The 19,220-nt window shown below is 65.3% G+C and carries 15 protein-coding genes and 1 riboswitch; of the genes, 4 read left to right on the top strand and 11 right to left on the bottom strand.

All coding sequences use genetic code 11. The features are described from left to right. Positions 1–43: 43 nt before the first annotated feature. Complete coding sequence (locus ACUVWL_RS00320; RefSeq protein ID WP_111206098.1) at positions 44–631, bottom strand: biliverdin-producing heme oxygenase; 588 nt, start codon at positions 629–631, stop codon at positions 44–46. A 108-nt stretch (positions 632–739) separates the two neighbouring features. Here ACUVWL_RS00320 and ACUVWL_RS00315 point away from each other — a divergent pair, with 108 nt between their 5' ends. Next, positions 740–997 (top strand): DUF2789 domain-containing protein, encoded by a 258-nt coding sequence (locus ACUVWL_RS00315; protein WP_049440608.1) that lies wholly within the window; start codon positions 740–742, stop codon positions 995–997. 294 nt (positions 998–1,291) lie between these two features. Here the strand turns inward: ACUVWL_RS00315 and ACUVWL_RS00310 are convergent, their stop codons facing one another. Genes ACUVWL_RS00310 through ACUVWL_RS00300 form a run of 3 tightly spaced genes read right to left on the bottom strand, consistent with a single transcriptional unit; the run spans position 1,292 to position 2,759 of the window. Next, complete coding sequence (locus ACUVWL_RS00310) at positions 1,292–1,771, bottom strand: hypothetical protein (RefSeq protein ID WP_049440576.1); 480 nt, start codon at positions 1,769–1,771, stop codon at positions 1,292–1,294. Continuing rightward, positions 1,768–2,259: a hypothetical protein gene (locus ACUVWL_RS00305; protein ID WP_049440578.1), complete on the bottom strand. Its 492-nt coding sequence runs from the start codon at positions 2,257–2,259 to the stop codon at positions 1,768–1,770. The genes ACUVWL_RS00310 and ACUVWL_RS00305 overlap by 4 nt, the downstream gene beginning before the upstream one ends. Next, entirely contained in the window at positions 2,256–2,759 is a 504-nt protein-coding gene (locus ACUVWL_RS00300) for a hypothetical protein (RefSeq protein ID WP_049440579.1), read from the bottom strand. Before ACUVWL_RS00300 ends, ACUVWL_RS00305 begins: the two co-directional genes overlap by 4 nt. 186 nt (positions 2,760–2,945) lie before the next feature. On the opposite strand from ACUVWL_RS00300, the gene ppa reads away from it, so the two are divergent. Next, the gene (ppa, locus tag ACUVWL_RS00295) at positions 2,946–3,482 is read left to right on the top strand and encodes an inorganic diphosphatase (protein ID WP_005410935.1); all 537 of its coding nucleotides are present in this window, start codon (positions 2,946–2,948) and stop codon (positions 3,480–3,482) included. Between the two features lie 152 nt (positions 3,483–3,634). Further along, entirely contained in the window at positions 3,635–4,756 is a 1,122-nt protein-coding gene (locus ACUVWL_RS00290; protein WP_445978733.1) for an HDOD domain-containing protein, read from the top strand. A gap of 59 nt (positions 4,757–4,815) precedes the next feature. On the opposite strand, the gene ACUVWL_RS00285 is transcribed toward ACUVWL_RS00290, so the two are convergent. The 6 genes from ACUVWL_RS00285 to thiC form a co-directional block, all read right to left on the bottom strand. Beyond that, on the bottom strand, positions 4,816–5,025 hold the full coding sequence (locus tag ACUVWL_RS00285; RefSeq protein ID WP_049440581.1) for a hypothetical protein: 210 nt from the start codon (positions 5,023–5,025) through the stop codon (positions 4,816–4,818). A 169-nt stretch (positions 5,026–5,194) separates the two neighbouring features. Then, positions 5,195–8,044 (bottom strand): TonB-dependent receptor plug domain-containing protein, encoded by a 2,850-nt coding sequence (locus tag ACUVWL_RS00280; protein ID WP_014648326.1) that lies wholly within the window; start codon positions 8,042–8,044, stop codon positions 5,195–5,197. A 49-nt stretch (positions 8,045–8,093) separates the two neighbouring features. After that, entirely contained in the window at positions 8,094–8,993 is a 900-nt protein-coding gene (locus tag ACUVWL_RS00275; RefSeq protein ID WP_032955994.1) for a helix-turn-helix transcriptional regulator, read from the bottom strand. A 115-nt stretch (positions 8,994–9,108) separates the two neighbouring features. Next, on the bottom strand, positions 9,109–11,433 hold the full coding sequence (locus tag ACUVWL_RS00270; RefSeq protein ID WP_445978732.1) for a winged helix-turn-helix domain-containing protein: 2,325 nt from the start codon (positions 11,431–11,433) through the stop codon (positions 9,109–9,111). A 259-nt stretch (positions 11,434–11,692) separates the two neighbouring features. Beyond that, entirely contained in the window at positions 11,693–12,364 is a 672-nt protein-coding gene (locus tag ACUVWL_RS00265; protein ID WP_014648329.1) for an ion channel, read from the bottom strand. Positions 12,365–12,457: 93 nt separating this feature from the next. Beyond that, positions 12,458–14,302 carry a phosphomethylpyrimidine synthase ThiC gene (thiC, locus tag ACUVWL_RS00260; protein ID WP_032955989.1) on the bottom strand — a complete coding sequence of 615 codons (1,845 nt, stop codon included), beginning with the start codon at positions 14,300–14,302 and terminating at the stop codon, positions 12,458–12,460. A gap of 82 nt (positions 14,303–14,384) precedes the next feature. After that, a riboswitch (TPP riboswitch) is annotated at positions 14,385–14,486 on the bottom strand. Between the two features lie 265 nt (positions 14,487–14,751). Between thiC and ACUVWL_RS00255 the strand changes: the two genes are divergently transcribed. Next, positions 14,752–16,329 (top strand): BCCT family transporter, encoded by a 1,578-nt coding sequence (locus ACUVWL_RS00255; RefSeq protein WP_075076028.1) that lies wholly within the window; start codon positions 14,752–14,754, stop codon positions 16,327–16,329. Positions 16,330–16,878: 549 nt separating this feature from the next. Here ACUVWL_RS00255 and ggt read toward each other — a convergent pair. Continuing rightward, a complete protein-coding gene (gene ggt, locus ACUVWL_RS00250) occupies positions 16,879–18,597 on the bottom strand; it encodes a gamma-glutamyltransferase (RefSeq protein WP_445978731.1) in 1,719 nt (572 codons plus the stop codon). Positions 18,598–19,220: the final 623 nt, after the last annotated feature.

The raw sequence follows: 19,220 nt of genomic DNA, 5'->3' as shown, positions 1-19,220 counted from the left end.
TGGAGCCATATCCAGACAGCCCTCCGTACGCAGCAGCAGAGCTTCAGGCGAATTCCAGCTTGACGTAGCCTTGCACGCTGCGGAACGCGGCATCAGCTGCGTCGACCACCTGCTGTTCCTGTTCGGCGTTCAGCGTCACCGCGTCCAGCACGGCGGTGAACTTGCGCCATTGGCCTGCCGCTCCATCGGGGTGCGCGGCCAAGTGGCGGGCGCCGAAGCCACGATCGAGACCGAGCGTGGCGGCCATCTTGTAAAGAACGGCTCCGCCCAGTTTGGAACCTTCGGCCACGTACAACCAGCCCAGGAGGGCCGGCAGCGCCAGATCGCACGGCAATGGCACCCTGTCTACCTCCGGTAGCCTCTGCTCCAGGTCCTGCAGATCACGCGCGATCTGCGCCAGACGACGACGCTCGTCCAGGTCGGGCAGCAGCGCGACCACTGCAGGATGGGCGTACAGCCCATCGATGCTGTGATGAAAGCGGTACTGCACGCGCAGGAAACGGGAAAAATTGCTGCGACTGGCGAAGATGTCGCCGGCCATGATGTGCTTGTCCAGCGCGCCGTGGCTGTCACGGGTGGCGGCCTTGAGCCGAAGGCTGCGGCTCTCTTCAGGAGCAGGGGGTACGTTCACGGGGAAAATGCCAGGAGATGGTGGTGCTATGGACGTTCGCCACAGGGCTTACCCCAAGGCTGTGAACACCGATAATGGACCATCCCTTCTCCCAGCAGGAAACCGATGATGATCACCACCGAACCGCGCATGACAAACCTGTTCCTGCAGCTGGGCCTGGATGCCAGTGCCGAGGGCATCGCCGGCTTCATTCGTGGGCACCAGTTGCCCGCAGGCGTGGAGGTGGCCGAGGCACCGTACTGGAATGACGCCCAGCGCCAGTTCCTGTCTGAATCGCTGCAGGCCGATGCGGCGTGGACCACCGTGGTGGATGAGCTGAACGAATCCCTGCACGAAGATGCGGTGAAGGCGGCAACCGGTCGATGATTGCCGGGTCATGTGTCGCCAGGTTCGACCTGGCGCTACCGGGTGTCCGGGAGATGCAGATCACGACCTGAACTTCCAGGGGGTCCTTCTCGCGGTCGATCAATAGTGCCGATCACAGCCCACCGCACCCTGCGGTCCGGTGGGATTCCATGCAGCCCCCAGTGCTCCGGGCAATGCCGTGGGCAAGCATCCGGCCCGCGTCGACCGACAGCGGGCCGGGAATCCCAGGCCCGCGCACGCCCTCCAATGCTGGTATGAACCGCTTGCAGTTGTGGACGAGGGCGAGGGCGATACTCAAATGCACTCGCGTAACCCCTCATAGACAGTTGCCGAAGTGCCGGGCAGCGCAACGTTGATCGCATCGTGGGCGGGAGCGGCCTCGAGGGTGTGCAGGAATGCCGCCAGCGACGTGTCAGCAGCCAGTGGCAGCGGACAAGCAAAGCTGCGCACATCCACCTCTATGTGGCCGTCCCTGCGTACCGAGGTGTTGCTGCCGGCGAAGGTCCAGATGCAACCCGCCAGCAGTCCAGTATCCTGATTCACCGAGCAACGCAGGCGCATCGCCTGCAGGTTGTAGTACTCGCCTTCGCAGAAGGTATCTCCGCAGATATCGTCGAATCCGCGCACCAAGGCCCGCTCGATGGCCAGAAAGCGCTGCCAGCCTTCGGCCTGATTCGGATACAGCCGCGCGTCTACATAGGCGGGACCGGCGTGGGCGAGGCCCGTTGCCAGCAGAAGTCCGCAGATGACCCCCAACCGCAGCGCGCCCATCATGCTTCCCTCCCGTGGTGTCCTGGACGGCGCAGGCACTCGGGCAGCACATCGAAAAGACCGGTTCCAGTTCCCGGCAGGGGCCTGAAAATCCCTTCAGGCTGCTGCAGCGCAGCAAAGAAGGTGTCGACCGGGACGCCTGGCCGCAAACCCACTTGGCACACCCAGCGGCCGTTATCGACCCGCACCTGGCCGGTCTGCGGCACGATACCGAGCTCGCTGGCCACGATAACCCAGCTGCAGCCCTGTACGGTTCCGCGCGGCGCCAGTACCGAACAGCGAACCTCCAGCACCCGGTAGTTGCTGTACTCCCCTTCGCAGAACGTATCTGAACAGACGCGGTCGAAGCCCTGTACCAGGGCGCCCTGCAGCGCAAAGAAGCGATCCCAGCTGCCTTCACTGAGCGGGAAGTCGATCAGATCCACATGGGGCCCGTGCGCCAGCGCGGGCGAAGCGGCCGCCAGCAGAGTCGCCAACAGCAGACCATTCATGGCAGGCACTCCTGCAGCAGCTCGAACAGTGAGGACTGCTGGCCTGGCCATGGATTGAACAGTCTGCCGGAGCGGCCTGGCCTCACGTCCATATGATCGAACCAGGTCTGCACTCCCAAACCAGGCGGGAGCGGCAGCTCGCAGACCCAGCTCGACCGGGTTGCCGAGAGGTCTCCCGTCAGCGGATGCACGTCGTGCGAGCTGGCAGCAACGTAGAAGGCGCACTGGCTCACGGTGTCCGAGGCGATCTCGACAGCACACTGCAACCGCAGCGGCGCGTAGTTGTCGAACAGGCCCTGGCAGAAGAATTCGGGACAGAGCTCGCGGAACTCCTCCAGCAGTTCGCGCTCCAGATCGTAAAAGGGTGAATCCCCCGGTGCCAGCCCCGGCCACGGGCGTTCGCCCAGCGGGACAAATCGTGGGCCGGCGCCCGCTGGCGCCGCCGGCAGCAACAGACAAACCAGAAGGGAGGCAGAGCAGCACCAAGCTTTCCAGGTCATGACGGGACTCCTCGGGATGGGGTGCCAGCGTGCGCCCGCTACCTGTCCGGGCCTATCAGGCAAGGCCGGTGCGGTCCGTCAGGTCTGGCTGCGGCAGCGCGTCGGCCCCCCACCCCCTGCACAGCGCCCGGCAAAGGCATAAAATGGTGAGCTATCCGTCTATATCCCCCCCACCTGGAGCACACCATGGGTCTGGAACTCGTCTCGCCCGGCAAGAACCCGCCGGAAGAAATCAACGTCATCATCGAGATCCCGAAGGACTCGGAGCCGGTGAAGTACGAAGTGGACAAGGAAACCGGCGCGATCTTCGTCGACCGCATCCTCTCCACCCCGATGCGCTACCCGTGCAACTACGGCTACGTGCCGAGCACGCTGTGTGGCGACGGCGATCCGGCCGACGTGCTGGTGGTGCTGCCGCTGCCGCTGGTGCCGGGCTCGGTCGTGCGCTGCCGTCCGGTCGGCGTGCTGAAGATGAGCGATGAGGCGGGCAGCGACGAGAAGATCCTGGCCGTGCCGGTCTCGAAGATCTTCAGCGGCTACGCCCACGTCGAAGACATCGCCCAGGTCTCGAGCCACTGGCTGGAGCGCATCGGCCACTTCTTCGAGCACTACAAGGACCTGGAGAAGGGCAAGTGGGTCAAGCTGGACGGTTGGGGCGGCGCCGCTGAGGCCAAGCAGATCCTGATCGAGGCGCACCAGCGCCATCTCGACAGCAAGGCCTGAGCCTGAACCGGATCGCTCCGGCGGTACCCTGCCGGAGCGATGCGGGTCACGTTTCATGACGACGGCACATCACTCTTGCTGCCGTATTAGGTAAATTGCGTCACTTCACACGTCATCGACATCCATCGTCGAGACAGCCAGGGGAATGTGTCGTGCGTATTCTGCTTGTTGGGGATGCAGCCAGCCTGCCGGCCGAGCTGACCGAATTCATTGCCGATCTTGGGGAAGACTGGCAGCCGTTGACCGCCACCGATGGCCAGGCCGCGATGACCGCGGTGGCCACGCAGGGCGTGGACGCGGTGATCGTCTGCCCGCAATTGCCGGATCTCAATGCCACCACGCTGCTGGGGCAGATCCGGACCTTGCGCCCGGAGACCATCCGCATCGCGCTGGTCGATGCGCAGCATGGCAACCGGCCGCCGCCGGCGCGCCTCATTGGTGTCGCCCACCGCTTCCTGCCGCTGCCGCTGGCGCCGGAAGTGCTGCTGGAGGCACTGACCAGCCTGGAAGAACTGCGCGAAGTGCTGGACAGCCCGCGCCTGCGCGATGCCATCGGCCGTATCGAGAAACTGCCCTCGCCGCCGCACCTGTACCTGAGCCTGACCCAGGCCCTGGAACATGACGACGACGCCGACAGTGCCGATGTCGCCAAGCTGGTCGCCGCCGATCCGGCGATCGCCGCCAAGGTGCTGCAACTGTCGAACTCGGCCTTCTTCAGCCAGGGCCGCACCATTGCCGACCTGCGCACCGCCGTGACCCGGCTGGGCCTGGCCACGCTGCGTGACCTGGTGCTGGCCAGCGAAGTGTTCTCCGCACCGACGCTGTCGGCCGCCGAGCGCAACTCGCTGCAACAGCGCGCACTGCTGGCCTCGCGGCTCGCCGCACGCCTGCTGCCCGAATCCAGTGCCGAACTGGGAGCGACTGCCGCGCTGCTGGCCGACATCGGCCTGCTGCTGCCGGGTGTGCGCAACGAGCGCAGCGAGCCCTCGCTGGCCGGCGACACCCGCCCTGGCCATGCCGAGGCCGGCGCCTACCTGCTGGGCCTGTGGGGCTTGCCGATGCCGATCATCGAAGCGGTGGCCTTCCACCTGCAGCCGCGGCGCGCCAACACCCGCAGCTTCTGGGTGACCGGTGCGGTGCACGTGGCCCTGGCGCTGGTCAATGGCGATCCGGTGGACGAGGACTACCTGCAGCGCGCAGGCGTGCTGAACAAACTGCCGCAATGGCGCGAACACGCCAATGCGCTGATGGGACTGGTGCCCAGCGACGCCTGAGCGCGTTGCATGATGTCCGGATGACAGAGGGCGCACCCACAAGGTGCGCCCTTTCCATGTCAGCGGGTACCGCAGGCGTCCTGCACGCAGCGACGGTACTGCGACTCGCAGATGACCGGTGACTTGCCACTGGCCAGGCACTGCTGGCGGAGCTCCTCACAGTAGAGCCCACCGCCGCAGACCCCGAGGCCCTGCGCGAACACTGCGCCCACCAGCGTTGCGTAGATCAATGCAGCGGCGGATGCCTGCCGCAGCAACGTGTTCTTCATATCCCTCTCCACATGCAAGCGTCCGGTAGTGGACCTCCTGACTGTGTTGATTACGACACGACGGGACCGTGACTGCGCTCACCTTCCAACAATTTCCGGAATTCCCCTACAAGAAAAAGGGCGGACCTTGCGGTCCGCCCTCCTTCTGTTGCTACCGCACTTCGATGGATCAGAAGCGCTGGGTGTACTTCATGTACAGGAAGCGACCCACGTCGAAGCCGCCGTAGTAGGCGAACGCCGAGTTCGGAGCCGAGTACTGCAGGGCACCCTTGTGGTCGAACACATTGTTCGCGCCCAGGGCGATGGTCGCATCCCACGGCGCCTTCCAGCTGACCTGCAGGTCGTGGAAGGTGTTGGAACCGGTGTGACGCAGCGGATCGGTCTCACCGTTGGCCATGTGGTTCGGAGCATCGCACCAGCCGTCAGCCAGCGAGATGCAGCTTTCCTTCATGCCCGAGTAGTAGCGCGCGGTGTAGTTCACACCGAAATCGCCGTACTGCCAGTTGACGCCCAGGTTCGAACGCACGCGGAACAGGCCCGGCTCGCTGACGCGGCCGACCATGATGTTGTCGCCCGCGCTGTTCTGGCGCTGCTCGTCGTACTTGGCGGTGTAGCTGGTCTGCCAGTCGATGCTGAACTGACCAATGGCCAGTTCCGGCAGGCGGTACTTGATGCCCAGATCGTAGCCCTGGGTTTCCATCTTGCCGAGGTTGGCGGTGCCGTAGGTGATCGCACTGACGTGGCCGTCAGCCGCACGGGTCACGCTCGAGCAGCGCGAAGCGTTACCCAGCACGTAGCAGTCACGCAGGATGCGGTCGACGCTGTCAGCGATGATCATGTCGCTGATTTCGTACTTGTACCAATCCAGCGACACGTCCAGGCCCTGCACCCAACGCGGGCTCCACACCAGGCCGAAGGTGGTGCTCTTGGAGGTTTCCGGCTTCAGGTTCGGATTGGCACCCGAGATGAACTGGTCACCCGACTGGCACGGCAGGGTCGAACATTCCTTGCCTGCCTGGCCCAGCTGCACGTAGTTGGCCGGCACGCCTGCGCCGGAGCACGCGGCATTGCCTGCAACGCTGCCCGGAGCCTTCACGCCGCACGGATCGATGTAGGACTCGAAGCTCGAGCTCAGGCCACCGTACAGGTCGCTGATGGTCGGAGCGCGGAAGCCCTCGGCGTAGGTGCCGCGGACCAGCAGTTCATCCAGCGGACGCCAGGTCAGGCCGAACTTGCTGTTGGTGGTGCCACCGAAGTTGCTGTAGTCCGAATAACGGCTGGCAACGTTCAGGGTCAGTTCCTTGGCGAAGGCCATGTCGGCCAGCAGCGGCACGTTCAGTTCGAGGTAGACCTCGTTCAGATCGTACTGGCCGCGGGTCGGCTTCTGGCCCAGGCCGGTGGACTGGCCCGACTGTGCGAAGGCGTCCGGCACGTAGCTGCCTTCTTCCTTGCGGTGCTCGACACCCAGGGCGAAGCCCAGGTCGCCGGCCGGCAGGGTCACGATGGCGCCCGACAGGTTGGCGGTGAAGCTGGTGGTCTTGGTGACGCCACGGGTGGTGAAGGTCGGGAACAGGAAGTCCTGCAGCTCCTGGTTCGCCAGCGAGCCCTGACCCTCAACGCCGTACGGCAGCAGCGGGTTCCACGGACGGCAATCGCCCAGGATCGGGTTGGCGGCGGTGCCGCAGCGGGCAACGCCACCGGCATCGATGAACGACGGGCCCAGCGCCTGACGCGCGCCGATCAGGCTCATGTCACCGCGGTTGCTCTTGATCGACTCGTTGCGGTTCCACAGCGCGCCGACATCCCAGTCGAAGGTCTTGCCACCCAGCTCGAAGAAGCCGGTCAGGGTCGGAGCGAAGCGCAGGGTCTTCAGCTGGCTGTCAGTGGTACGCGGCACTTCCCACAGGCGGCGGCGGAAGCTGACGTCCTGGCCAACCGGGTTGAAGGCGCTGTCTGCCGACAGCGGGGTGTTGATCGACTTGGAAGCGGACTGGTACGGATAGCCGGCGATCTGCTGGAAGGTCTGGCGCTCGTTGTAGAGCACGTCGGTGTTCAGGCTGATCGAATCGGTGAAGTCGTAGGTGCCGTTGATGTAGACCGACTTGCGCTTCACACCGGTCAGCAGGGTCATCTGCTCGTTCGAGTTGGCGAACTCGTCTTCGGTGATCGCGTGGTAGTCGTTCGGGTTCTTCGGATTGCCACCCGGGTTCAGGGTCTGCCACACCGCGCTCGACTTGCTGCAGTCGTACAGCTTCGGGTTGCACCAGCTGCCGTTCTGGCTGATCGGGCTCCAATCAGCCGAGGTGGAGTTCGGACCCAGCGAGCCGTCACGGCTGTACCAGCGGTCCTTGGCCCACACCGGATCCTGCTTCGAGTACTCGGCCGACAGGGTCAGGCTGCCGCGCTCACCGCGGGCACCGAGGGTCATCGAATAGGTTTCGCTGTCGCCGTCGCCCTTGCCGTACTGGCCGACGTAGACATTGGCTTCGCCGCCGTCGAAGTTCTTGCGGGTGATCACGTTGACCACGCCGGCAATGGCGTCGGAACCGTAGATCGACGAGGCGCCGTCCTTCAGGATCTCGATGCGCTCAACGGCCGACATCGGGATCTGGCTCAGGTCCTGCAGACCCGAGGTCGAAGCGCCCAGGCGCTTGCCGTTCATCAGCACCAGGGTGCGCTCGGCGCCCAGGTTGCGGATGTCGACGTAGTAGCCGCCCACGTTCTCGCCCGAAGCCAGCGATTCCGAGCGCGAGATGGCCGGGGAGCCGGCCGAGGTCAGGTTGTTCAGCACGTCGGCGACGCTCGAGAAGCCCTGCTTTTCCAGGGATTCGCGGGTCATGGTCAGGATCGGCTGCTGGGTCTCCACCGAGGCGCCGCGGATGCGCGAGCCGGTGACCGAAATGCGGTCCAGGTCGGTGGTGCCCTTTGCTTCCTGAGCCGAAGCAAAGGCCGGCGCCAGCGCCAGCGCAATGCCGGCCGGCAGCAAGCCGAACCGCACTGCGGGATTACGAACGTTCATCTATCTCTCCAAGGTACGTGTTAGCAGCGTGTTAAAACACCCCAGCACGTTACGATTGCGTTGCAGCGCTGTATTTGCGCGAACCAACCGGAGACTTTGCGGATTGTGGCGGGAGCAAGCCGCCGTTCTCCCTGAAGCGCGACGCGGACTGGCCGTAGCGGGCGCGGAACGCACGCGCGAAGCTGCAGCAGTTGTCGAAGCCGCTGGCGGCGGCGACCTCGCCCACCATCATGTCGGTGTCGCGCAGCAGATCAGCGGCGCGTTCGAGGCGCAGTCGTGCCGAAAGCGACTGCGGGCTTTCCTCGTACAGGCTCTGGAAGGTCTTGGAGAGGTACCAGCTGGAGAAGTTGGTCAGTTCGGCCAGTTCGCCGATGCGCACCACCCGGTGGCTGTTGCCTTCCAGATAGAGGCGCGCACGCTGCATGCGGCCGAACACCTGGCGCTTGCGGCTGCGCGAGCGGCCTGGGCAGCGCTGCACGTTGTCGGCCAGGCCACGCTGCAGGCCAGCAAGGTGCAGCAGCAGCGGACGCAAGGCCTGGGCCGGCTGGCCGCTGGCCAGCGCATCGCGCCACAAGCGCAGCGCAACGCGGGCGTCACTGCGGTTCATGCGGCCACGACCGGCATACAGGCCACAGTCGGCCATCTCGGTCAGCACGCGAAGCGCTTCAACGTTCAGGTTCAGGCCAACGCACAACCCGTTGCGACCGGCCTGCACCAACGGCCGCGATTCCTTTTCGAAGGCGATCCACTCGCCCTGGCGCAGGCGGAATCGTCCTTCCTTGGCCTCCACCCACGAACTGCCACGCACCTGCATCCAGACAGTGAAGCTGGAGCCGGCGGTCTGCAGGCTGCCCAGCCGGGCCACGCCCAGGCAGGTCGGCGTGACATCGTCGAGCGACCGGTCCAGGGAGACGGTTTGGCCGCGATCGGCCAGCGAGAGTTGACGCATGGGGGCACCACGGATTTGCCTAGTACAGGACTCCGTTTTGCCTAATCAGGCGGCACCGCGTCAGGAAAGTCCGACGAGATCGCCACGAATTCGCGACGAGATCCAGACGAAGAAATTACGAAGGCCCATTTCCACTGAAAAACAATAACTTGGAGAACGCCGGGAACAGCGCGGGGGGGCGTTCGGGCAACCGCATCACACCGATGTCGGCACCATCGCTGACCGCCATCGCCACGAACAGGTCACGCCCGTCAGCGCTGGCGCTGAGTCCGTTGCCGGCGCTGAGCCGTTCCGCATCCAGGCAGCGTTCCGGCTCCGCGCGGCCGGGCAGGATGCGCACGAAGGTGGTGCCACACGTGCTCGAAGTGCCGAGGTAACCGACGCCAGTGTTGCCGGCCACGGTCCAGGCCCGGTATCGCCAGCGGCTGGGCCGGTCATCGCTGATCTGCTGCACGCTGCCCGACGACAACGCGGCATCGGCCGACCACAGGCCACCGGCGGCCAGGCGGGTGAACAACACGCGGCCACTGCTGCGGTCGAAGCGCGCCTGCGACACCCCTTCGATGCTGGCCAACCGGCGCCAGGGCTGGGTGCTGCGGTCGAACAGACTCAACCGGGTGCGCTGGTCGGCATCGCGCTCGACCACAAACAACTGCTCCGGCGACGCGCCATACAGGGCCTGCAGCGGCTGTTCGGCCGGGACCGGCAAAGGTTGCAGGCGTTCATCGCGTGGCGCGATCTCGTAGACCACCGTGCGCCCATGCGCGTCGCGGCCGACCACGAGCAGCTGGCGGCTGTCGGCCGACCAGTCCGGTGCCTGCCGCGCTTCCGGCCGCAGCCCTTCAATGGGGCGCAGCGAATCCGGCCGCTGCATGTCCGCCCACCACAGGGCGAAGCTGCCGGAGCGATCCGAGGTGAAGACCAGCTGACGGCCATCCGGCGCTGCCATCGGCTGCCCATCGCGGCCACTGGATGCAAACAGGCGCTCGGGCGCGCCGCTGCCCTGCACCGGCACCTTGAACACGCCGAACTGCGCGCGCCGGTGGACGAAGGCCAGCATCCCGCCACGTCGCGACACGGCGGGCCACTGCGCATCATCCAGGCCGGCATCGCGCAGCGTGTGCCGCTCGACGTCCAGATAATAGAGCCGCGCCTCGCTGTCGACGCGGCGACCGAACACGATGGTGCGGCCATCGTCCAGCCAGGCCCATCCGCGCAGCTCTGCCGCCTCGTTGGTCAGCTGCTCGGGCGTACCGCCCGCGGCCGGCACCCGCCACAGATCGCCCAGCTGCGGATTGCGCACGAACACCAGCCATTGCCCATCGGGCGAGTAACGCGGTGCGTAGTCGAAGTCGTCCTGGTCGACGCTGTACGCCAGCGCGCGCCACTGACCACTGGCCAGGTCCAGCACGCGGATGCCACGGTGCGCGTAGCGCCCGACCATGCTGCCGAACACCAGGCCGCGACCATCGGGCGTCCAGTCGAAGCTGAGCAGCTCGGTGCCATCGCAGCGCGTGGCCTGGCGCAGGGCGCCACCGGTTGCGCTGGCGATCAGCACCTGGCAGCCACCGTCGGCGGAGAACCGTGCGAAGGCAATTTCGCGACCATCCGGCGACCAGTTCGGGAATCGATCGACGGCACCGGCCGGCGGCGCCAGCAACTGGCGCGCCGGCGCGTTGCCGGAGGTCTGTACCTTGATCGCACCACCGCCGTTGCCATCTTCGTTGGCGCCTTCATAGGCCACCAGCGAACCATCCGGTGACAGCGTGGGATAGGTTTCAAAGCCGCTGGTTGCGGTGATCAACCGATAGGGGCGCTGGGGGCTGCCGATCACCCGCGTGCCGTTCTCCACGGCGGCCTCCACCGGCGAACTGCTGGCCGGTGCGCGGCGCAGCAGCAGCGTGGTCATCACCAGCAGCGTGGCCAGCATCAACACGCCCAGCGCCAGCAGCACGCGGCGGCGGACATGGCGCCAGCGGCGGCGCGATTCCTGCGCGCGCGCGGGCAGCGCCGCAGCGGCGGCGAGTGCGGGCTGCACGTCCACATCTTCGTCGTCAGGCAAGCCCGCAGCCGACGGCTCCGCATCGTCCAGCGCCTGTACCGGTACCAGAAGCCGATAGCCGGTCTTGGCAATGGTCTCGATGTAGGCCTGGCCGCTGTCGTCGTCGTTGCTGAACGCCTTGCGCAGCTGGGTAACGGCCTGGGTCAGCACATCGTTGGTCGGCAGCGTGTCCGGCCACACCTCGGCGAACAACTCGTCGCGGGTGACCACACGGCCCGGCTGCCGCAGCAGCACGCGCAGAACGCCCAGCGCCTTCGGCGTCAGCCGGCGCGGACGACGCGCACCGACGACCTCGACTTCGCGCGAGGACAGAGTGACGATGCACTCTCCTATCCGTATCCGATCGGACACGGGTGGCTGTATTTCGCTGCTGTTCATTTTCTGCTACACAGTAGAGACAGGTCCCGGGCAGTGTTTGCCTTCGTTACGGTCCCGTCCTGGGAACAGCGAAAAGCCAGACTCCGCACAAAGCATCGGCGCATACCGCAAAAACAATCGAGCGCGCGAATACTAGCCTATGCAAGTTACCTCGCCTATCGCGTGGTCGACATCAGGCTCTCTCTCGCCGACGCATTCACATAATTCGCGACATCATTCGCGCCCTCTTGGGCGCGAAATTTTTATCTGGCGTTCATTTTCACATGCGCCGCAGCATGGTCAATCCGACCAGCCGCGAAACCACCAAAGCCACGTACATCACGCCGGAAAACTGCTCCAGCATGACCAGTGCTCGTGCCTGTGGATGAAGCGGCACGACATCACTCAAGCCGACTCCAGACAGCAAGCTGAAGCTGAGATAAAGCAGCTCCATCCAACTGCGCTGCGCCTGCCCGCCGGTGCCCTGGAAACTGCCCGGATACCACTGCTGGCACACCGCGAACGCGAAGGCGAACGCCCACGCCAGCAGGGTGAAGGTTGCGCCAGCTGCGAACAGTTCGTCGCGGGTGACCTTGTGGTCCTGGAGCATGTAGGCAATCAGGGCGCCAGCCGTGTAGAAGTACAGCAGGCTCTCCAGCACCTGCGCGGTGGTCAGCAATGCGGTGCGCTCGAGCAATGCGCCTGCCAACGAGAACACCACCGAGGGAATGGCCAGCAACAGCGCCAGCCAGGTGCCCAGCGGGCTGCGCTGGACCACCCACAGCGCCAGGCCGAGTACCGCCATGCCGAACATGCCCAGTGCCGCGCGGCCGGCGGCGGTGTCATCCAGCGCGGGATACAGCAGCACCGCCAGCAGCTGCGCGCCCAGCAACCAGGCCGAAGGATGCCGGCGGGCAATGGCCAGCCAACGGGTGGTCATGGCAACAGGCATGGTGTCCTTTCCCCGGGATGATGGGCGGAGGATAGCCGGGAGCGGCGTGATGAGCGGTAGTGCCGGCCGCGGGCCGGCACCACCGTCTGCGCATCACCCCTGGTGGTAGACCTCGGCACCCGCGGCGCGGAACTCCTCCGACTTCTCCTTCATGCCGGCCTCGGCGTAGTCACGCACATCCTGGGTGATCTTCATCGAACAGAAGTGCGGGCCGCACATCGAGCAGAAGTGCGACAGCTTGTGCGCATCCTTCGGCAGCGTTTCGTCATGGAACTCCCTGGCCTTCTCCGGATCCAGGCCAAGGTGGAACTGGTCTTCCCAGCGGAACTCGAAGCGCGCCTTGCTCAGTGCGTTGTCGCGTACCTGCGCGCCCGGATGGCCCTTGGCCAGGTCGGCCGCATGCGCGGCGATGCGGTAGGCCATGATGCCGTCACGCACGTCCTGGCGATTGGGCAGGCCGAGGTGTTCCTTCGGCGTCACGTAGCAGAGCATCGCCGTGCCGAACCAACCGATCATCGCCGCACCGATCGCGCTGGTGATGTGGTCGTAGCCCGGCGCGATGTCGGTGGTCAGCGGCCCCAGCGTGTAGAACGGCGCTTCGCCGCATTCGCGCAGCTGCTTGTCCATGTTCTCCTTGATCAGCTGCATCGGCACGTGGCCGGGGCCTTCGATCATGGTCTGCACATCATGCTTCCAGGCGATCTTGGTGAGCTCACCCAGCGTCTCCAGCTCACCGAACTGCGCCGCGTCGTTGGCATCGGCGATGCAGCCCGGGCGCAGGCCGTCACCCAGCGAGAAGGTCACGTCATAGGCCTTCATGATCTCGCAGATGTCTTCGAAGTGCGTGTAGAGGAAATTCTCCCTGTGGTGCGCCAGGCACCACTTGGCCATGATCGAACCACCACGGCTGACGATCCCGGTCACGCGCTTGGCGGTGAGCGGCACGTAGCGCAGCAGCACGCCGGCGTGGATGGTGAAGTAGTCCACGCCCTGCTCGGCCTGCTCGATCAGCGTGTCGCGGAAGATCTCCCAGGTGAGCGCTTCGGCGCGGCCGTCGACCTTCTCCAGCGCCTGGTAGATCGGCACGGTACCGATCGCCACCGGCGAGTTGCGGATGATCCACTCGCGGGTTTCGTGGATGTGCTTGCCGGTGGACAGGTCCATCACGGTGTCACCACCCCAGCGGATCGCCCACACCAGTTTCTCCACCTCTTCGGCAATGCCCGAGGACACCGCGCTGTTGCCGATGTTGGCGTTGATCTTGGTCAGGAAGTTGCGGCCGATGATCATCGGCTCGCTTTCCGGATGGTTGATGTTGTTGGGCAGCACCGCGCGGCCGCGCGCGATTTCATCGCGCACGAACTCCGGCGTGATGATCTTCTGGATCGAGGCGCCGAACGCCTCGCCCGGGTGCTGCTGCAGCAGGCCGGCATCGCGGATCGCGTCCAGCCGCTGGTTTTCGCGGATGGCGACGAATTCCATTTCCGGCGTGATGATGCCGCGGCGCGCATAGTGCATCTGGGTGACGTTCGCGCCTGCACGTGCACGTCGCGGCAGGCTGCGTGTGGGGAAGCGCACAGCATCGAGCTTCGGATCGTGCTCGCGGTCGCGGCCGAACGACGAACTCAGGCCGTCGAGCTGTTCGGTATCGCCGCGCTCCTCCACCCAGCCACGACGCAGCGCCGGCAGGCCCGCGGACAGATCGATACGCGCGTCCGGATCGGTGTACGGGCCCGACGTATCGTAGACCGTGACCGGTGCATTCTCCTCGCCGCCGAACAGCGTCGGCGTGCGGGTCAACGCGATCTCGCGCATCGGCACCTGCAGATCCGGACGCGAACCGGGTACGTGGATCTTGCGCGAGCCGGGAATGGGCCGGGTCACGGATTCGGAGAGTTGCTGGGCCTGTTGCTGCAGGGCGGAGAGCTGTGCGTTCATCGGGCATCGTCCAGGAAGGTCAGGGACGAAGCGGCGGCGCACTGCGACCGCGCACGGACGGTCCTTGGGCGGTGTCCGGGCACGGCTGCACTGCAAAGCTTCCCTACGCCGGTATGAGCCGGATCAGGTTCCAAGGGACTGTCTCAACCGTGGCCACATGGCCGCGGTACCCCCGCTTCTTGGCGTGCATTAGAGCATAGACCGCCCGCTCCGGGAGTTGCCCCCGCGGTCAGATCCGCTTTCCTGTGGAAAGCGGATCTGATCCGGATCGTTGTTCGTTAACAGAACCATGACGTCGCGTTCAGTAACGTGCACGTCCGTCGCCCTCCAGCGACCGATGCGTCCTTCGCCGCCGACGCGGCCCCTGCCCGGTTCGCGCTGCATGCCGCCGGTCCTTCGCTGCAAGCTCTGCTCGCTCCCCTCAATCCCTTGATCGGAGAAGCTCCTTCATGGTGTTTCGCGTTTCCATCGCACTCGTTCTGCTGCTGGTGCTGCTTGCCGGTATTGCACCAGGCCCCTTCAATGCCGTGGTGCAGTCGATGCTGGCAGAAGTCATCCGCAGCGTCGGCTGGCTGTACCTGCTGGTGGTATTCCTGGCCCTGGTGTTCCTGATGTACCTGGCTTTCGGTCGCTTCGGCAACCTGCGCATCGGTGGCGAAGACGCCGAGCCCGAGTTCTCGCGAGCCAGCTGGATGTCGATGCTGTTCGCCGCCGGCATGGGCATCGGCCTGGTGTTCTGGGGCGCCGCCGAGCCCATTTCGCACTTCAGCAAGCCACCGGAAGGGCTTGCTCCGCAGAGCCTGGATGCGGCACGCGCCTCGATGCGCTATGCATTCTTCCACTGGGGCCTGCATCCGTGGGCCATCTATGCGCTGATCGGGCTGGCAATGGCCTGGTTCCAGTTCAACCGCAACGGCCGCGGCCTGGTCAGCGACATGCTGCAGCCGATCATCGGCCGCCACCATCGCGGCTGGATCGGTAGGGCGGTCAACATCGCTGCAGTGGTCGCCACCGCGATCGGTGTCGCGACTACGCTGGGCTTCGGCACCATCCAGATCGCCGCCGGCATCGAGCGCGTGTTCGGCGTGCAGGCTACCGTCGCCGTGCAGATGACCATCATTGCCGTCGCCTTCGTGCTGTACATGGCCTCCACCGCCAGTGGCGTGGAGCGAGGTGTGAAGTGGCTGTCCAATTTCAACCTGGCGTTGGCTGCCCTGCTGGCCGCCATCCTGCTGGTGCTGGGGCCGACCGGCTTCATCTTCGATACCTTCACCACCACGCTGGGCTCCTACCTCAACCAGCTGGTGACGATGAGCCTGCGCATGTCACCGTTCTCCGGCAGCACCTGGGTGGCGGACTGGACAATCTTCTACTGGGCCTGGTGGATCTCGTGGGCACCGTTCGTGGGGTCGTTCATCGCACGCATCTCGCGCGGCCGCAGCGTGCGCGAGTTCGTGATCGGCGTCGTGCTCGCGCCGACGCTGCTGGGCTTCTTCTGGTTCGCGGTATTCGGCGGCACCGCGCTGTGGGCACAGATCTTCGGCCATGCCGACCTGGTGCAGGCGCTGGGCAATGGCTACGAGACCGTGCTGTTCACGCTGTTCGACAGCATGCCGCTGCCGCTGCTGCTGTCGTGCATCGCACTGGTACTGCTGATGATCTTCTTCGTGACCTCGGCCGACTCGGCGGTACTGGTGCTGGCCAGCATGTCCACTGACGAAGCAGGCGATCCTCCGTTGAAGCGCAAGCTGGCCTGGGGCATTGCGGTGGCGTTGATCGCAGCGGCCTTGCTGCTGGCCGGTGGCCTGGATGCACTGCAGGGCATGATCACGATTGCGGCGTTGCCATTCGCGCTGCTGATGGTGCTGGTGATGGTGTCGCTGTACCGCGTGCTCGACCAGGAGTACACGCGTGAGCGGCGGCAGGCGCAGCGCCAGCGGCACATGATCGATGCGTGGATCGCGCGCGAGATGGCGGCGCAGGAGGAGACCCAGGCCGAGGCGGCGCGCGCGCACGATCAAGATTGAGTGTGTTTTGCAGCCTGCGGCTGCACCGCTTTTCCAGGCAAGGGCCAAGGTCAAATTCAAAGGCGGCTCCGGGTTGCTGCTGGTTGGGTGGGGCGGTGTGGGTGGGCAGGACACGCCGTGAACCCATCCATGGGGGCTCGATGGCGCCATCCATGGCGCCAACGGTCCTGCCCACCCACACCGCCCCACGCCCGACAGATTTCCGGTGACGGTTGGTTTTCCACGCTTTGCGTGGAAGATGTGTATCGGAAAACAAGAAGGGGTCGGATCCGTTTTCCTGCGGAAAACGGATCCGACCCCAACCCAAAGCCCGCGGCTGTTGCCGTTGCCTTTGCTCTTGCTCTTCTTTTTCTTTTCCTGCGGTGACGGACACGGAAACTGTCCGTGGCCGGGCGGGTGGGTTGGCTGGGGGCGTGAGCCGCATGGATGCGGCGACCGAGCCTACAGGGACGTATTCACGGCGTCCCCCAGACAATCCATCCGCCCGGCCAAGCCAAGCATCGCTGAACCATCACCGCAGAGGGGGCTGCGCCCGGTGGCAGGGAAACCTCAATACCCCGCCGCCTGCCCGTCCTTGCGACTCTCCGAAGCTCCGTAATAAACCCCGCTCTCGGGGTCGCGCATGATCGCCTGGTACCCGCCATAAGGCCCATCGGCGAACACGATGCGATGCCCCTTGCGCATCAGCGCACGCACCGTCTCGTACGGGAAGCCGGTTTCCAGATTCACTTCACCACCGTCGGTCATCGCCGTGGCCTGTCCGGTCGGTTCGGTCGAGCCCTCGTGCTGGATGCGCGGTGCGTCACCGGCTTCCTGCAGGTTCATGCCGAAATCCACCAGGTTCATCACAATCTGCGCGTGGCCCTGCGGCTGCATCGCGCCGCCCATCACGCCGAAGCTGGCGTACGGCTTGCCGCCCTTGGTGATGAACGCCGGGATGATCGTCTGGAACGGCCGCTTGCCCGGTGCATAGCCGTTGGGATGGTTCTTCTGCAGCACGAACATCTCGCCACGATCCTGCAGGATGAAGCCCAGTCCCGGCGGCGCCATGCCGCTGCCCATGCCGCGGTAGTTGGACTGGATCAACGACACCATCATGCCGTCGGCGTCGGCCACGGTCATGTAGATCGTGTCGCCTTCTTCCAGCTGCTTCGGCGTGCCCGGCTGCACTTCCTTCAGCGCCTTGTCCATCGAGATCAGTGCGCGGCGCTGCGCGGCGTATTCCTTGGAGATCAGCTTCTGCACCGGCGCCGGCTGGAAGGCCATGTCGGCATAGAAGCGCGCACGGTCGGCGAAGGCCAGCTTCTTCGCTTCGACGAACAGGTGCACGTGCTCGGGTGAACCGAACGGGATCTTCGAGAAATCGTAGCCTTCCAGCACGTTGAGGATCTGCAGGGCGGCGATGCCCTGGCTGTTCGGCGGCAGCTCCCACACGTCGTAGCCACGGTAGTTGCTGCTGACCGGTTCGACCCACTCACCATGGTGGTCGGCCATGTCCTGGTAGCTCAGGTAGCCACCATTGGCCTTGAAGTAGTCGCCGATGGTGTGGGCAATGGCGCCCTTGTAGAAGGCATCGCGTCCGCCGTCGGCAATCTGCTGCAGGGTGCTGGCCAGGTTCGGGTTCTTCCACATCTCGCCCTTGCGCGGGGCGTGGCCGTTGATCGTGAACTGCTCCTTGAAGCCCGGGTACTGCGACAGCTTGGGCACCGAGCGGTCCCAGTAGTAGGCGATCACCTCGGCGACGGGATGGCCCTCGCGCGCGTAGCGGATGGCCGGCGCCAGGTTGTCGGCCATCGGCTTGCGGCCGAAGCGGTCGTGCAGCGCGAACCAGCCGTCGACCGCGCCGGGCACGGAGACCGGCAGCGGGCCGGTAGCCGGGATGTCCTTCAGGCCACGTCGCTGGAACTCGGCCAGGGTCAGCGACTTCGGCGAGCGCCCCGAACCGTTGTAGCCGTAGAGCTTCTGCGTCTTCGAGTCCCAGACGATGGCGAACAGGTCGCCACCGATGCCGTTGCCGGTCGGCTCCATCAGGCCAAGCGCGGCGTTGGCGGCGATCGCCGCGTCCACCGCCGAGCCTCCCCCCTTCATCACGTCCAGTGCAATCTGGGTGGCCAGCGGCTGCGAGGTAGCGGCCATCGCATGCGGGGCGATCACCTCCGAACGGGTGGCAAAGGTGTGGCCGGTGATGCGGTCGGCGGCCGAAGACAGTGCGGGCACAGCGGCCAGTACAGCGGCGGCCAGCAGGGAACGGGCAAGGCGTCGGGACACGGTCGGGTTCCGATGGAAGGGTGGTCCCCCGATCTTCGCCGCTGCGGCCATCCTGGGGTATCGGGCAGAGGTCATGGACGTTGATCCTGGGGCGGGTGTGCAAGGTCCGCACCCAGCAAGGCGAGGATCCGCCGGATTCCGCGCAAAAACCGCCCTGAAAGGAGTGAATTCCGGTTCACCGAAACACTTTCAGCGGCAACCATCCTTGTGCCACAGGCGATTGCGCCGGATGCAACGGAAACCAACAAGAATTCCGTCGCGAGGGTTGACATCGCCAAAACGGCTGTGTTTCTCTCGATCACATGTTGCATCACAACACGCCACCGCGAACCCACAACGAAGCCGCCGACATCGGCGCCGCCTCGCTGCGTTCGATTCTTGTGCTCGTACTTATTACCCAACCAACAGGTGCGGGACGAGCCAGCGTGTAAGCAACGAATACACCGGAACTCTTCAAAAACCCGCACCCGCCCCGGTGCGGGTTTTTTCATTTCAGAACCTGGTTTCAGACGCAACCACCATGCACAACGCCCAACGCAAAACCCGGACCCACACCGCCGCCACGCCTCGTGGTGGCTGTGCCTGCGCGGCGCATGGTGCCTCCTCCACCGCTTTCCCCTGAC

This window comes from Stenotrophomonas muris (assembly GCF_052751275.1).
This window is presented reverse-complemented; position numbering and strand designations above follow the sequence as displayed.

Bases quoted from the DNA above. Each gene is read 5' to 3' on its own strand.
- ACUVWL_RS00270 (WP_445978732.1), bottom strand. From the start codon at position 11,433: ATGAACAGCAGCGAAATACAGCCACCCGTGTCCGATCGGATACGGATA.
- thiC (WP_032955989.1), bottom strand. From the start codon at position 14,302: ATGAACGCACAGCTCTCCGCCCTGCAGCAACAGGCCCAGCAACTCTCC.
- ACUVWL_RS00310 (WP_049440576.1), bottom strand. From the start codon at position 1,771: ATGATGGGCGCGCTGCGGTTGGGGGTCATCTGCGGACTTCTGCTGGCA.
- ACUVWL_RS00300 (WP_049440579.1), bottom strand. From the start codon at position 2,759: ATGACCTGGAAAGCTTGGTGCTGCTCTGCCTCCCTTCTGGTTTGTCTG.
- ACUVWL_RS00255 (WP_075076028.1), top strand. From the start codon at position 14,752: ATGGTGTTTCGCGTTTCCATCGCACTCGTTCTGCTGCTGGTGCTGCTT.
- ppa (WP_005410935.1), top strand. From the start codon at position 2,946: ATGGGTCTGGAACTCGTCTCGCCCGGCAAGAACCCGCCGGAAGAAATC.
- ACUVWL_RS00265 (WP_014648329.1), bottom strand. From the start codon at position 12,364: ATGCCTGTTGCCATGACCACCCGTTGGCTGGCCATTGCCCGCCGGCAT.
- ACUVWL_RS00315 (WP_049440608.1), top strand. From the start codon at position 740: ATGATCACCACCGAACCGCGCATGACAAACCTGTTCCTGCAGCTGGGC.
- ACUVWL_RS00285 (WP_049440581.1), bottom strand. From the start codon at position 5,025: ATGAAGAACACGTTGCTGCGGCAGGCATCCGCCGCTGCATTGATCTAC.
- ACUVWL_RS00305 (WP_049440578.1), bottom strand. From the start codon at position 2,259: ATGAATGGTCTGCTGTTGGCGACTCTGCTGGCGGCCGCTTCGCCCGCG.
- ACUVWL_RS00275 (WP_032955994.1), bottom strand. From the start codon at position 8,993: ATGCGTCAACTCTCGCTGGCCGATCGCGGCCAAACCGTCTCCCTGGAC.
- ACUVWL_RS00280 (WP_014648326.1), bottom strand. From the start codon at position 8,044: ATGAACGTTCGTAATCCCGCAGTGCGGTTCGGCTTGCTGCCGGCCGGC.